The sequence below is a fragment of the Actinomadura sp. 3N407 genome, from assembly GCF_052245875.1.
Classification (GTDB): domain Bacteria; phylum Actinomycetota; class Actinomycetes; order Streptosporangiales; family Streptosporangiaceae; genus Spirillospora.
This window is the reverse complement of the sequence record NZ_JBQQBP010000015.1, coordinates 82,037-95,855: the sequence shown is the minus strand read 5'-3', so window position 1 is coordinate 95,855 and position 13,819 is coordinate 82,037. Positions and strand designations below refer to the sequence as shown.

The window sequence follows — 13,819 nt, the reverse complement described above, 5'->3', positions numbered from 1 at the left end:
GTTGCCGCTCGGCGGCCCGGACGGGTGGAAGCCCCGCATCACCACGCCGGAAAGGCGTGTTCGCACGCAACACGAGACCCCCACGGAAAGGAGAGCACCTCATGCTGCTCTCACGCAAACGACCGGCCCGCCTGCTCAAATGGGCGGTCCTCCTGGCCTGGATCGTGATCACGATCCTGGCGGTTCCCGCCGCCGGCCGGCTCTCGGACGTCGTCGAGGCCAAGTCGTCCGCCGAACTCCCCCGCGGCGCGCAGTCCACCCGCGTGGACGAGTTGACGTCACGTTTCCCCGGCGGCGAACCGGCCCCCGGCATCATCGCCTACGTCCGCTCATCGGGCATCACGCCCGGCGACCGCGCGAAGGCCGAGGTCGACCGCCGCGCCCTCGCCCCCATCGCCGCCGGGACGATCGCGCCGCCGCAGCCGTCCCGCGACGGGCAGGCGCTCATGCTGAACGTCCCCCTCCCCGACGACGACACCCTCACCGACAGAGCCGAGAAGCTCCGCGACCAAGCCCAGGCGGGAGCACCACCCGGCCTGGACGTCCGCCTGACCGGCCCGGCCGGCTCCGCGCTCGACGTCGGCGACGCCTTCGAGAACATCGACAAGCCGGTCCTGATCATCACGATCCTGGTCGTCACGGCCGTCCTGCTGCTCACCTACCGCAGCCCCGTCCTGTGGCTCCTGCCGATCGTGAACGCGGCGATCGGCCTCCAGGTCGCCAACGCCGTCGTCTACCTCCTCGGGAAGCACGCCGGGCTCTACGTGGCGGACGGCATGTCCGCCATCCTGAACGCCCTCGTCTTCGGCATCTCCACCGATTACGCGCTGCTCCTCCTCGCCCGCTACCGCGAGGAACTGCGCCGCCACCCCGACCGCCACCACGCGATGGCGATCGCGCTCCGCCGCGCCGCGGCCCCGATCATCGCGTCCGCCGCGACGGTGTCCCTCGGCCTCCTGTGCCTGCTCGCCGCCGACATGGGCTTCAACTACGCGCTCGGCCCGATCGGCGCCATCGGCGTCCTCGGCGGCCTGGTCGTCGTCATGTCCCTGCTGCCGGCCCTCCTCGTCATCTTCGGGCGCTGGATCTTCTGGCCCCGCATCCCCCGCCACGGCGACACCCCGCCCACCCGCGGCGTCTGGGACCGCATCGGCCACCGCATCGCCGCCCGGCCCCGCCTGACCTGGATCGGCGGCCTGGTCGTCCTCGGCGCGCTCTCGACCGCCGCCCTGGGCATCAACACGGGCCTGGACCGCGCCGACTTCCTCACCACCACACCGAGCTCAACGATCGGCGAACGGCTCCTCGCCGAGCACTACCCCGGCGGCCAGGGACGCCCCATCCAGGTCATCACCGACCAGCCGGACACGGCCTCGGTGACCACCGCCCTCCACAACTCCCCCGGAGTGGCCCGCGTGAGCGACCCCCTGCCCTCCACCGACGGGCACCTCACGAAACTCGACGTCGTCCTCACCGACCCGCCCGACAGCGCAGCGGCCGAGGACACCGTCCGCGACCTCCGCGAAACCATCCCGGACGCCGCCTTCGGCGCGAGCACCGCCGCCGAGATCGACCTCGCCGACGCGCAATCCCATGACCGCCGCGTCGTGATCCCGCTCGTCCTCGGCGTCGTCCTCCTCATCCTGACGGCACTCCTCCGCGCCCTCGTCGCGCCGCTCCTCGTGATCGCCACGGTCGTCGCGTCCTACTTCGCCGCCCTCGGCGCGTCCTGGCTGCTGTTCCGGTACGCGTTCGGCTTCCCCGCCGTCGACACCCAGGTCGCCCTCATGGGCTTCCTGTTCATGGTGGCGCTAGGCGTGGACTACAACCTGTTCCTCGTCTCCCGCGTCCGCGAAGAGGTGGCACGCACCGACCACCGCACCGGCGTCCTGCGCGGCCTGGGCGTGACCGGCGGCGTCATCTCCAGCGCCGGCCTGGTCCTGGCCGCCACCTTCGGCACCCTCGGCGTCATGCCGATCACGATGATGGTGCAGATAGGCGTCCTGGTGTCCCTCGGCGTCCTCCTGGACACCTTCTTCGTCCGCTCCATCATCGTCCCCGCCCTGGCCCTGGACGCCGGCCGCCACTTCTGGTGGCCCGCCCACCGCACCAAGGCCACGCCCCAGAAACGGCCCAAAGAAGTAGCACATCGCTAACACGGGGTTAACCGGAGGTCGCCTTCTGCCAGAACGGGTTTCGGCCGTGTGAGCCGGGCGTCCGCCCAGCATGGGGCGGACGCCCGGCTCATGAGCGGGCGACCCGTGCCGCGGCGCCACCGGGGAGACACACGTCATATTCCGTTCAGGTCACAGATCGCCGAGCCATTCCGTCAAATGTATGTGACCACCAGGAACAGAAGAGGAGCTCACCAGAAGGGCCGAACCCTTCAGCCGTTCCACTCCTCGGGGGATTCTGTGTACGAACTGCTCGACAAGCCCACCCGGCCGGAGGCGCCGGGGTCGATCTCGCCGCACGGCCCGTCCGGACCCAAACGAGGTGGCGGCCCGGTGAGGTCGAAATGAACAGGTCCGCCCTCCCCACGCGCCACCGGAAGTCGCCGGGGCTGATCGCCAGGAAGTGGACCTCGACCGCCGCCGTGCTGGTGAAGAGCGGGCTGGGCAGCGCCGACGACCGCAGCCTGATACGGCGGTACAGGACCCGCGCCGACCACTGGACCTTCCTGTTCGCGCAGATCACCGCCTACTCGTTCGCGGTGCTGCTGCTCACCGGCGTGTTCTTGACCTTCTACTTCGACCCGTCCATGGCCCGCGCCCCCTACGACGGGCCCTACCGCCCGCTCCAGGGTGTGCCGGTGTCGCGGGCCTACGACTCGACGATGCAACTGTCGTTCGAGGTGCGCGGCGGGCTGCTGATGCGCCAGATCCATCACTGGGCGGCGCTGATCTTCTGCGCGTCCATCGCACTGCAGTTGCTCCGGCTGTTCTTCACCGGCGGATTCCGCCGGCCGCGGCTGCTCAACTGGCTGATCTGGGTGGGCCTGCTCGCCCTCGGCATGGTCGCCTCGCTGACCGGCACGATCCTGCCCGACGACATGCTCTCGGGCGGAAGCCTGCTCCTGACCAAGGGCGTCCTGGAGTCGATCCCGTTCGTCGGCACCCACCTGCAGCGACTGGTCTTCGACGGCGGCTTCCCCGGCGAGGTCATCATCGAGCGGGTCTACTGGCTGCACATCCTGATCCTCCCCCTGATCATCATCGGGGCGCTGGCACACCGCCGCCGCCTGGTGACCCGGCAGCACGGCCACACCCGCTTCGCCCCCGGCCCGGCCGCAGGCCGCCTCGGCTCGCACCACATCACCCGCGCGCACGCCGCGATCATCGGCGCCCCCAAGCCCGCCGCGATCGCGATGTTCCTGTTCACCTGCGGGGTCCTGGCGCTGCTGGGCGGGTTCGTCCAGATCAACGCAATCTGGCAGTTCGGACCCTTCGAACCCGGCGCGATCACCGCAGGTGCGGTCCCCGGCTGGTACATGGCCTTCCTGGACGGCGCCGTACGGATCATGCCCGGCTGGGAACTCGACATCGCCGGGCACCCGTTCACCCTGGCCGTCCTGGTCCCCGCCGTCATCGTCCCGGGCGTCTTCTTCACCGCCCTGGCGCTGTGGCCGCTCGGGGAGGCGATCATCACCGGTGACCGCGCCGAACACCACATCCTGGACCGCCCACGCGACCGCCCGGCGCGCACCGGCGCCGGAGCCGCAGGGATGACCTTCTACGGGCTCCTGTGGCTCGCCGCCGCCAACGACCAGATCGCCGTCACCTTCCACCTCGACCTGTTCGCCGTCACCTGGTTCTTCCGCGTCGCGGTCTTCGCCGGGCCCGTGGCGGCGTTCGTCCTCACCAACCGGATATGCCATCACCTGACCCGGCAGGAACGCCACGACACGGTGCACGGCCGCGAAACCGGCCGGATCGTCATGGACACGAAGGGCCGGTTCACCGAAATCCACATAAGCCCCGACCACCCAGACGAGGCGACCGGCTCCCCGGCTAGCCTCCCCCCTCAAGGAGTAACCGCGTCCTCCCAGCCCGCCCACCGCACTGAGGCCCCCGAAGCGACCATGTGAAGTAGCACATCAGCGACGCGGAGATAGCCGGAAGTCCGCCTTCTGCCAGATCAGCGGCTCCGGCCCGTGTGTGAGCCGGGCGTCCGCCAGCATGGGGCGGACGCCCGGCTCACGAGAGGTTCACGCCCATGTATCTCAGCGATGACGACCCAGAATGGGAGAGGCACAGCGGCGGTTCCGGTCACGCCGGCCCTGAATGGGCGGACGGCGACGAGGACAAGGCCCTCACCTACTGGGACGCGCTGGACGACAAGGGCCGCGCCGTCCTCCGCTACCTTTTCAGCCGCCGAGGGCATCAGATCCACTACGGCGAACTCCTGAGAGAACTTCGCCTCGACCCCGCGGGGACCAAGCGTCCGCGGAACGTTGTCGCGGGCTCCCTCAACAGAGCGGGCGACGCGAACAGGGCGACGGGACACCGTTACCCCTTTCGCTGGTGGGAGAACGGCAACGACGCCCACTACGGCGTCAGGACGAGCACCGCCAACATCTTCGAGAAGGCGTTGTTCGCCGCGCAGGCGCAGCACGGACGCGGAGACCTGCTCCCTTTCAGTTTGTCCACCGACCAAGTGCAGCCGTTCATCCGGCGCCTGAAGGACACCATGGACGACACGGACGTGCGGATGGTGCTGGGCTCGGCATGCACGACCGCCGCGAGAGCCGTCCAGCAGTTCGTAGCGGCCTTGCAACTCCCCTACAAAGCCGCAGCCGGATGGCAGGAGTTCCTCGACCAGCTCGATGACGAACCCGCTTCGCGGCGCCTGTGTGTCGTCGTCACCGACGCCTGCCAGATGCTCAAACACGAGGACGCCGACATTTGGCACGAGGCCGTCAAATCCCTGCACGGGGGACCACACCACCTCGGCGGCGGCTGGTCCACCCTCGTGCTGGTCGACGACGCATCCGCATGGGACAACTGGGTCTTCGAGTCAGCCACCGACATCCCCCCTCCCGGCAGGCGACGCGCATAAGGCGCCAGCGCGATCAAAACGGGCCGACCACGGCCCGCGTTGGCCCGGCTTGGTGACCGCGCAGACGGACTCCGGCAGCCCGTCCGGACCTCCGCGCCAACGAATGCAGTCGATCTGCCGGAGCGACCATTGGCTCCCACGCATGAACGGATTGAGGCCCGCGAAACGACCTTGCCGACGTCGCCGACCAGCGGACGGGCACCCCAGCATCCGAGGAATTGCTCCACGACGAACAGGCCCCGCCCAGACCCGCCGTTGAGGTCCGCACTCCCAATGCGCGGCAGTCACACGTGCCCACGAAGGTCTGAGGCCCGCCGACCGATCCCCTCGACCTCTCCCCCACGACCAGCGGCAACACCGGTGCCCTCTACCACGACCACCTGATGACGCGGTCCTCTGACGCCGCCCGCAAGCTCCTGGAGGACACGCAGATGTCGAGGCTGCCGAAGACATCTTCGACTGAACCACGTCGTCTGGCGGCCAGCGTCGCGGATGGCCTGGCCGCCGACCGACCGACCTCCGCCCTCCTCCGGCCCGGCGAGGAGCAGCGGCATGCGACCGGACCCGTTCTCAACTGAGAGGCAGGGTCACCGGGCTGCGGAGCCCTCACACCCCGGGCGATGTCGCGCACGAGCACCGGCCTCCTGCGGCGTGGCTTTCACCGTGGCTAGTCGGTGAGGAACTCCCTGTAGGAGATCTCGCCGTCAGCGTTCTTGTCGGCGGTGGCGATGTAGGCGTCGATCTCCTCGATGGAGCGAGGGTCGCCGGAAGCGGCGAAGGCGGCGATGAGTTCGTCCCGGCTGAGGTAGCCGGAGCCGTCGGTGTCGAGCGAGCGGAACTCGGCCTGGTGATCGGTGTCGGGATTCTCATGCTTGCCCACTTCTTGCTCCAATCGTCGGTTCCTCGACAGCGTAGAGGGGGCCCTCGGCGAGACGGTACGGCAGCCGGGCGAACGCTCCTGCGCATCCGTGCAGCGGAAGACGCGGGCACGAGCGCGAAGCCGCACAACCGTGATCGACCAGCGTCGCGAACTCGCGCCAGGCGAGGCGGCCGCTCCACCGGACACCGAGACGGAGAATGCGTGAGTGACCCGCCCCAGGATCCGCGTCGCCGCCTACGTGATCAGGTATCTCGCCGTCCCTGAACTCCTGGTCTTCGACCACGCGGGCATGCCGCAAGCCGGCACCTGAAACAACCACTGGCCGACCAACAAGATGCCTGGCTAAGCCACATCAATCCCGACTGGACGCCCCCGACCGGCACCCATCAGTAATCAACCGCCAAATCGCCCCTACATATACGCCGACCCCTGGACACGCACCCTCTCGAGGCCAGCGCCGCCGTGCCGCCTATGAACAAGATCTACCTCACCCCGCCGACGCCCGCTCCCCTGCCTGCCGGGTCGCAAGCCACCGATGCGCATACTCCACCGACTCCCGCAAAAACTCGTCCAGCCCGGCTTCGTCGGCCACCGTCTCTGGAAGCAGGTCGTCCAAGACCGCGAGTTCCGCCATCACGGCTGTCCTGGTGTCGGGTGTGGGTTCCTCATCGACTGAGGTGTCACCGAGGACCGCCCGGATGATGTTCTCAGTCACGCGGGCATCGATCTCTTCCTCGTCTTTCTTTAGCGAGATCCGCAGGTCCGCAACGTACCGGACGACCTGCGGAAACATGAAGGACGGGGAGAACTTCCGCTGGACCGCCACGGCGAAAGCCGCGTAGATCATCAGCGTGTGCGCTACGGCCTCACTCTCGCTCCCAGGATTCTCGAACGGTTTCACCCCCTCGGGATCGCCGACGAGGAACAAGCGCAACACCTCAGCATGCTGGTCCCTCAGTACAACATCCGAGTAATCGCTCACGAGAGCATTTCCTCTCCCAGGTATCGAGCCTTGTGCATGAACTCGTCGAGCTCCTCGGAGCTGAACTCTTCATCAGAGACGAGGCCGGCCAGCAGCAGAATCTGGTGCCCATAGGCGGTCTTGTCATCGATGCGTTGGCGATCCTCCGGTGGAAGTCTCTGAATTGCGACCTTGATCAGCGTCTCAGCCACTCCGGCATCGATGGACCGGGCCAGGTCCTCTCCACGCTCCCTGACCCCGGCAACGAAGTCGATGATCTCAATGTCCTCCGCTGCCCTACCGTCTTTCAAGAACCGTCGCCTAGCGGCTTCGAAGAACGCTGCGCCGACCAACGCAACGTAGCCGACATTCGCAGCTTCTGGATCCAGTTCATCCAGCAAACGCTTGTGCTCGTCAACGCGTCCGGCCAACTGAGCACGCAGCGCCGCCACCTGATCGTCAGTTATCGCCATTTCTTCTCCCTGCCCGTTTGAAGAGTCCACCGATTCCTTGCGCCGCACCATAAGCAAAGAAGACGAGAGCAGCCACTCCGGTCACCACATCCGGATAGCTGATCGGCCTGTCCGGGGCATGCATGCTGTAGGGAGCGTCGCGAGTGCCGGTCGGATGTTCCGATGGATGTTTATGATCAAAGATTGTTTGCGAAGAATCGCTGAACTTCCTTGTCTCCTTCAAGGCATCTTCGAGGTCATTACCATTCATCGAGCGAAGAGCTCTCTTCCAATCCGAGTCTCTCTCAGGATCGGGTTCTCGCAGGTCCTGGTTCTCATTGACCGGGGCGAGTTCGCCGCGTTCGGGGATCAGCACCCCTGCGCCGACCGGGTCAAGATCCCCGCGGTTCGGCAGACCTGCGAATTTGTCGCGTTCGTCCTCCTCTGACGCTGGGGACTCGGCTTGGTCCTCGACATTCCTACCAGGGTCGTCGGTGTCGTCGCCGGGGCCGTCCTGGATTTCGTCCGGCCTTTCCTCGGAAGGCTCGGGAGCGTCCTGGTCGGGGGGTGGTTCGGTGTCTTCTGTTTCCCGGCCGATGTCCGGGATGGCCTTGTCGTCGGGTTCGGGGTGGGATTCTGGGGGCCCGGCGGCTTCGGGTGCGCCGGGTCCGGGCTCGCCGGTCTCCTCGGCGGGTGCTTCCCATCGCGGGGGCTTTGCGGCCCCATCGTCCGTCCGGTCGGACGTCTCCGGAGCGGCGGCCGTTGGCTCCTCGACGTTCGTTTCGCCTTCGGCACTTTCCGGGTGCTCATCGCGCGTCTCGGTGTTGTCCCGGCGGTCGCCCACCTCACCGGTGTCCTCCGTTCGGTCCCGCGTCTCGGGCGCCTCCGACTGGCCGGCCTCGGTCGTCTCGGGCCCCGAGTCACCGGCCTCGGACGCCTCCAAGCTGGCCGCGTACTCCTTCTGCAGCTCGATCGCGCGGGCCCTCGACTCGGCTCGTGGCCGTCCGATCGTGTTCGGATCGTCATTGGGGTCCCGCCCGAACTCGGCACCGGGCTTCTTCTCCGCCTCCGGAGCGTCGGTCTTCTCATCGGCGGGGCGGGCCTTGTCCCGATCCCTCGGCTCCCCAGCGGGGCGTTCCGTGCCCTCCGACCCGCCCGCAGGCTCGGCCTTCCCGGCGGCGGGCTCGGCATCCCGCTGCTCGCCGCCCGTCCCGGACTCTGCGGCGGCGCGGGCGGCGGCCCGGCTCTCCAGACGGGACGGCTGGCCCGGCGAACCCGGATGATCCGGCGGCGGCGTGTACGGCTTGTCGGGCTTATCGGGCGTCTCGGTGGTCTCCACCTTGGTATCGGTCCCGCTGGGATGGTCGGCGCCCACCATCAGCCCTTCCGCCGGACGGAGCCGAACCGATCCTCGTCAACCGGCCCGGCAAGGTTCAGACGCAACCCAGTACGCGCGGGGTCAACTCCCGGATGCGCCGCCCGTCAATGAAAGCGTGCACACCCGAGAATTGCACCCCCGCCCGCGAAACGGCAGCAGCCATCCAAACGAATCGTCAACTGTGACCCCAAGCGCCCGCCCTTTCGTCGTCGACTGGTGAAGTCCGCAGATGATGAGCGTGGCAGGAAGTGAATATCCCCCGGATACGCAACCGTGCCAGCCGCGGGCGATGCACGGCGAGGCGTCAGGGCTCCCGGCCGGCCTGGTAGCCGGACCTGACCTTCTCCTGGGAGGCCGTCAACGACTTCGGAGAGCAGAGCCTGACGCAAGGCTGCGCTGCGGGCGCGGGACGCAGCGTTCCGGCACCACGCCTGGGCGCTCGTCCGTACAGGGCAGTTCACCGCTGCCGGTGCCGTCGGGCAGGTGTGTTAGCTCCATTTTTGCGTGGCGGTTCACCGCATCTCGATGGCCGCCACCAAACAGCTAACCCGTGCCCGTCTCCACGGATGACCCCCGCCGACTAGGTCGCCAGTCTCCCTGAGCCGACGGCAAAGTATGGCCAGGAAACTCTCGCGCGCCGTAGAGTGCATCGTCATTTGTGGTCCCGCTTTTCACGGAACAGACCGAGCAGGAGTGCCCGTGGATTCCGCACGTATCGATGATCCCAGCGAGGACGTACTGCGAGTCAAGCACCGGGACCCCACCCAATGGCTCGGTACGCTGCTCTTGCTCGTGATAGTCGGCAGCCCGCTCCTTTTCGGAGTGTCCTTCGCCCTCGACCTCCCCACGTTCGCCTGGGTGGTCGGGCTGGTCCTGATCGTGGCGAGCGGGGTGGTTACCGAACTGCGGTCCGCGCGCGGTCTGACGCTCGACGCGGACGGAATCACCTGGCACCGGGTCGAGTTGTTCATTCCCTGGTCCCGGGTGACTGACGTGGGCATCGACACCAAAGGCGCAGGGAAGCCCCACCTGGTCGTGTGGACCGCCGAACCGGCCGAAGCGCTGCATGGTCAGCGGGGAATCGCGAAATTCATCATCAAGGCGACCACCGAGCAGTTCGGTGGTCCGATCGCCGTGAAAGCTCATCTTCTGGCGGTCCCACCCGAGTCGGTTATCGAGGCCGCAACCGACCGGATGCGGCAGGACGCAAGGCCCGACGACAACGCCCGGCAAGCTCAGCGCGTCCGCGCCCGCAACGTGGCCGGATACTGGGCGTACGCGGGGTTCGCCGGATACTTCGTCTGGCTGGCTGCGATCGTGCTCCCCATCCTCATCTGAACGCCCAAGCCCACACCATTGACCGGCCTGCGCTTCAACGCGACGATCCCGGCACTGCGTGCTACCCGCGCAGCACCCACGCGCGTCGCTCCGGTGACGTCCCGCCGGACCGCCGCCCCGGTCGGCAGCGACGTCGGCCAGGCGGGGACATCGGTGGACGCCGCATCGCGCGCTCCAACCGGTCGAGGTTGGCGTGGCCGTGACCACCGGGTTGGACAAAATAGGTAGACCGGTCTAGTTTCATCTCATGGTCAAAGATCCAGACACTCTGGTCGCCGGTGCGACCGGCCTCATCGGCCGGTGGCTGGTGGCGGAACTGCTCGCCCGGGGACGTTCCGTCGCCGTGACCGTGCGGGGCGGTCCCGGCCGCGGCGATGAACTGCGCGCATGGCTGCGCGATCACGGCGTCGACGACCGGGCGCTCGCCGTCGTCGCGGGAGACGTCACCCGGCCGGGGCTCGGGCTCGCCCCCGCGGACCACGACCGCCTGGATTCCGTACGGGACGTCTTCAACGCCGCCGGCGTGTACCGCTTCGGCCTGGGCCGGGAGGAGGCCCGGCCGGCCAATGTCGAGGGCGCCCTGAACGTCTTGCGCTGGGCCGGGGCGCGCCCGCGCCTCCGCCGCTTCGTTCACCTATCGGGCTACCGCGTCGCCGCCGCGGATCCGCTCCCCTACCCCGCGCCCGACGACGTACTGGCCGAGTTGTATAGGCGTCACGGCGCGTACGAGGCGTCCAAGCGCGAAGGCGACGCGGCGGTACGGGCCGTCGCCGCGGACGAGGGCGTCCCGCTGACGGTCGTCAACCCCGCCGCCGTGATCGGGCATTCGGTCACCGGCGAGGCCGGGCAGTACATCGGCCTCGCCGACATCGTCGCGAAGCTGTGGGCGGGAAGGCTTCCCGCACTGGTCGGCACCCGGCGCACGTTCATCCCCGTCGTCACCGTCGATCACCTCGCCCGCTTCCTCGCCGCCGTTCCCGAGCATGACGACGGAGGCCACCGCGCTCATTGGGTGCTCGATGACGCCACCCCGGAGCTGCCCGATCTGACCGCGTTCCTCGCGCGGCACTTCGGCGTCCGGGCGCCGCGCGTGGTTCTGCCGGCCGGTCTCGTCCGGCGGCTGCCACGCGCGCTCAGCGGGGTCGATCCCGAGACGCTGACGTTCCTGTCAGAAGACCGCTACGACACCTCGTCGGCGGACGCGCTCGCCGATGCCGCCGGGCTGAACCGTCCACCCGTCCTGGACGCGCTGCGCCACTGGGCCGACCGGCTCGTGGCGGAACGTTTCGGGAGCGGCCGGGCGGCGTTGCAGGGCGGCTTCCATCCCGTCGCCGGGACCCGCACGTACCTCGCCGGTGACCGCGTCTCCCCGGCGTACGTCCTGCTCCACGGTCTGCCGCTGAACGCCGAAGCCTGGCGGGACGTGCTCCCCGAACTGGACGGCACCGCCCTCATCGCGGACCTGCCGGGTCTCGGCCGCTCCTCTCGTCCCGCCGGCGGCCCCGACGACTGGCTGACCGACCTCCTCGCTCCCCTGCGGACCCGCCCCGTCCTCGTCGCGCACTCCGCCGGAACCGCACCCGCCTTGCGCTATGCCCACGCCCATCCCGACCGGGTGGCCGGTCTCGTCCTCGTTTCGCCGTACTTCCTTCAGCCGCGCCCCGCGCGGCACCTGCGCACGCCCTCGCTCGTCGGCGGCTTCCTCCGGACGGCCTCAGCCCGCCGGCTCGGCCGGGCGCTGCTCGGGCCCGGCGCCCCCGTCCACCCGGCCCTGGACGAAGCCGCCGCCCAGCTACACCGCCCGGGTGTCGCGCGGCGCACCGCGCTGTGGCTCCACCGGGCGCAGCGCCCCGCCGAGCGCGCCGAACTTCGAGCGCTGGCGGCCACGTGCCCGGTGCCGGTCCGTATCGTGGCCGGCGAACTCGATCCGCTGACCGGCGACACCCTCGACGTCCCCGTAACCGTCGTCCCCGGAGCCGGCCACCACCTGCCGCTGACCCACCCCGTCCCAGTGGCCGCCGCCGCGCATGCCTTGCGCGGCGTGGTCGCCTGATCCACGCACCGCAGCACGGGACCTGCTCAATCGCCGTGGCGGGAGAAGAGCCTGGTGTACGGAATCCGGTGCTCACGCATCAACCCGTAGACGTCGGCGGCGGGTCCTGTGGGGAGCAAGTCCAGAATGTCGTCGCCGGGCCGGCCGCCCAAGGCGGTCAGGAGGCGGGCCACGTCGGCGGCTTCGATCCTGTGGACCCATTCGTACTCGGTGATGGCGCTTCCGTAGACGCCGCCGACGCCTTTACCGAGGTCATGGCCTTTGAGCGTGACGTTGCCCGCGGCGTCGAGGGCGGCGGTCAGGTGCCGGCGGCCGTTCTCGTCGGAGACGCTGCGCAGAGTGACGCGCCGCGAGGCGGGTTCGTCCATGATCGCAGTCTTCCACCCCCGGGAGACCTGGACAGTTGTCTGATCGGCTGTCTATATTGCGTTGGCGGTACACCTTTGGAGGGACCTGATGCCCAGCCGCTACGCACGTCTGAGCCGCGACCAGCTGACCACGCTGGTCCCGGAGCTGTTGCTCATCGGTCACCTCATCGACCGGGCGGGGATGCCGTTCTGCCTGGAGGCATGGGGCGAGGACCAGATGACGCAGATCGCCATCGAGGAGTGGGCCGGCGCCAGTCCCATCTACACGCGGCGGATGCAGAAGGCCCTCGGGTTCGAGGGCGACGACGTGCCCACGATCTTCAAGGGCATGCAGCTGGACATCGGTGCGCCGCCGCAGTTCATGGACTTCCGCTACAGCGTGACCGACCCGTGGCACGGGGCCTTCCACCTCGACCACTGCGGAGCGCTGCTGGACGTCGAGCCGATGGGCGCGTCCATGGTCAAGAACATGTGCCACGACATCGAGGACCCCACGTTCGACGCCACCGCCGTGGCCACCAACCCGAAGGCCCAGATGCGGCCGATCCACCGCCCGCCGCGCGATCCGGCCGGCAGGCACCCGCACTGCGCCTGGACGGTGGAGATCAACCCGGACTCACCCGGCGTCGAGGCGATCCCGGCCCTGGCGGTCAACGAGCGTACGCACGCCGCCACGCTCGTCCTCGATGACATCGATCCCGCCCAGGACGGTCAGGGCGACTACGGCGGCCCCCTGGTGGACGACTTCGACTTCGGGGCCTTCTCCCACTCGGCGCTGGTCCGCATGGCCGACGAGGTGGTTCTTCAGCAGCATCTGCTGAATCTCTCGTTCCACCTGGCCGTACGGCAACGCGCCGCAGAAGACGACCAGCTCTTCCACCGGGTCGCGCTGCGCCAGCTCATCGGGCACGCCGGGGTGGCCGCCGAGCGCCTGCACCAGGCGCTCGGCCTGTCCGGCACCCCGCGGGACGCGGCCCAGGTCATCGAACTCCACCCGTTGATGAACCCGGCGCCGTACGTCGACCTCAGCCGGGACGGCGAGTCGATCACGGTGTCGTCGTCGCCGGCGCACCGGGACGGCGGCTGGCTGCCCCTCTGCACACCCGGCGCGCCCGATGCCCTGCGGTCGATCGTCCGTGCGGTGAACCCCTGCCTGGACGTCGAGATGGCCGGCACCGCCACCGACTGGACGGCACGGGTCGTGCTGACCGACACCGCCGCCCCGGAGTCCGGCGAGGTCGCGGTCACGAAGATCAGCAAGGGCGCCGCGTTCCGGTTCGAACCGCGCCGGTCCCTGCCGATCTTCGTGAAGTGACCGGCCGCCGGTCCGG

11 protein-coding genes are annotated in these 13,819 nt (G+C 68.9%); 6 read left to right on the top strand and 5 right to left on the bottom strand.

The features are described from left to right. Positions 1-101: 101 nt before the first annotated feature. The 3 genes from ACTWPP_RS31840 to ACTWPP_RS31830 all read left to right on the top strand — a co-directional run bounded on the left by ACTWPP_RS31840 (position 102) and on the right by ACTWPP_RS31830 (position 5,058). Positions 102-2,156, top strand: a complete 2,055-nt coding sequence (locus ACTWPP_RS31840; RefSeq protein WP_443108088.1) for an MMPL family transporter — start codon at positions 102-104, stop codon at positions 2,154-2,156. Positions 2,157-2,518: 362 nt separating this feature from the next. Then, positions 2,519-4,087, top strand: a complete 1,569-nt coding sequence (gene qcrB, locus ACTWPP_RS31835; RefSeq protein ID WP_443108087.1) for a cytochrome bc1 complex cytochrome b subunit — start codon at positions 2,519-2,521, stop codon at positions 4,085-4,087. Between the two features lie 128 nt (positions 4,088-4,215). After that, positions 4,216-5,058, top strand: a complete 843-nt coding sequence (locus ACTWPP_RS31830) for a DUF6416 domain-containing protein (protein WP_443108086.1) — start codon at positions 4,216-4,218, stop codon at positions 5,056-5,058. A gap of 667 nt (positions 5,059-5,725) precedes the next feature. On the opposite strand, the gene ACTWPP_RS31825 is transcribed toward ACTWPP_RS31830, so the two are convergent. From ACTWPP_RS31825 to ACTWPP_RS31810, 4 genes are all read right to left on the bottom strand, one after another. Next, a complete protein-coding gene (locus ACTWPP_RS31825) occupies positions 5,726-5,938 on the bottom strand; it encodes an EF-hand domain-containing protein (protein WP_443108085.1) in 213 nt (70 codons plus the stop codon). Positions 5,939-6,425: 487 nt separating this feature from the next. Further along, on the bottom strand, positions 6,426-6,920 hold the full coding sequence (locus ACTWPP_RS31820; RefSeq protein ID WP_443108084.1) for a hypothetical protein: 495 nt from the start codon (positions 6,918-6,920) through the stop codon (positions 6,426-6,428). Beyond that, entirely contained in the window at positions 6,917-7,372 is a 456-nt protein-coding gene (locus tag ACTWPP_RS31815) for a hypothetical protein (protein WP_443108083.1), read from the bottom strand. The genes ACTWPP_RS31820 and ACTWPP_RS31815 overlap by 4 nt, the downstream gene beginning before the upstream one ends. Further along, on the bottom strand, positions 7,359-8,729 hold the full coding sequence (locus ACTWPP_RS31810) for a hypothetical protein (RefSeq protein WP_443108082.1): 1,371 nt from the start codon (positions 8,727-8,729) through the stop codon (positions 7,359-7,361). Before ACTWPP_RS31810 ends, ACTWPP_RS31815 begins: the two co-directional genes overlap by 14 nt. A gap of 699 nt (positions 8,730-9,428) precedes the next feature. Here ACTWPP_RS31810 and ACTWPP_RS31805 point away from each other — a divergent pair. Together ACTWPP_RS31805 and ACTWPP_RS31800 are read left to right on the top strand one after the other, a co-directional pair. Further along, a complete protein-coding gene (locus ACTWPP_RS31805) occupies positions 9,429-10,067 on the top strand; it encodes a hypothetical protein (protein WP_443108081.1) in 639 nt (212 codons plus the stop codon). A 247-nt stretch (positions 10,068-10,314) separates the two neighbouring features. Next, the gene (locus ACTWPP_RS31800) at positions 10,315-12,120 is read left to right on the top strand and encodes an alpha/beta fold hydrolase (RefSeq protein ID WP_443108080.1); all 1,806 of its coding nucleotides are present in this window, start codon (positions 10,315-10,317) and stop codon (positions 12,118-12,120) included. A gap of 26 nt (positions 12,121-12,146) precedes the next feature. Here the strand turns inward: ACTWPP_RS31800 and ACTWPP_RS31795 are convergent, their stop codons facing one another. Next, on the bottom strand, positions 12,147-12,488 hold the full coding sequence (locus ACTWPP_RS31795; RefSeq protein WP_443108079.1) for a hypothetical protein: 342 nt from the start codon (positions 12,486-12,488) through the stop codon (positions 12,147-12,149). Positions 12,489-12,576: 88 nt separating this feature from the next. Between ACTWPP_RS31795 and ACTWPP_RS31790 the strand changes: the two genes are divergently transcribed. Continuing rightward, positions 12,577-13,803 carry a hypothetical protein gene (locus ACTWPP_RS31790; protein ID WP_443108078.1) on the top strand — a complete coding sequence of 409 codons (1,227 nt, stop codon included), beginning with the start codon at positions 12,577-12,579 and terminating at the stop codon, positions 13,801-13,803. Positions 13,804-13,819 lie beyond the last annotated feature (16 nt).

Excerpts from the sequence above, each read along its gene's own strand:
- ACTWPP_RS31840 (WP_443108088.1), top strand. The coding sequence starts at position 102 with ATGCTGCTCTCACGCAAACGACCGGCCCGCCTGCTCAAATGGGCGGTC.
- qcrB (WP_443108087.1), top strand. The coding sequence starts at position 2,519 with ATGAACAGGTCCGCCCTCCCCACGCGCCACCGGAAGTCGCCGGGGCTG.
- ACTWPP_RS31830 (WP_443108086.1), top strand. The coding sequence starts at position 4,216 with ATGTATCTCAGCGATGACGACCCAGAATGGGAGAGGCACAGCGGCGGT.
- ACTWPP_RS31815 (WP_443108083.1), bottom strand. The coding sequence starts at position 7,372 with ATGGCGATAACTGACGATCAGGTGGCGGCGCTGCGTGCTCAGTTGGCC.
- ACTWPP_RS31810 (WP_443108082.1), bottom strand. The coding sequence starts at position 8,729 with ATGGTGGGCGCCGACCATCCCAGCGGGACCGATACCAAGGTGGAGACC.
- ACTWPP_RS31800 (WP_443108080.1), top strand. The coding sequence starts at position 10,315 with ATGGTCAAAGATCCAGACACTCTGGTCGCCGGTGCGACCGGCCTCATC.
- ACTWPP_RS31795 (WP_443108079.1), bottom strand. The coding sequence starts at position 12,488 with ATGGACGAACCCGCCTCGCGGCGCGTCACTCTGCGCAGCGTCTCCGAC.
- ACTWPP_RS31790 (WP_443108078.1), top strand. The coding sequence starts at position 12,577 with ATGCCCAGCCGCTACGCACGTCTGAGCCGCGACCAGCTGACCACGCTG.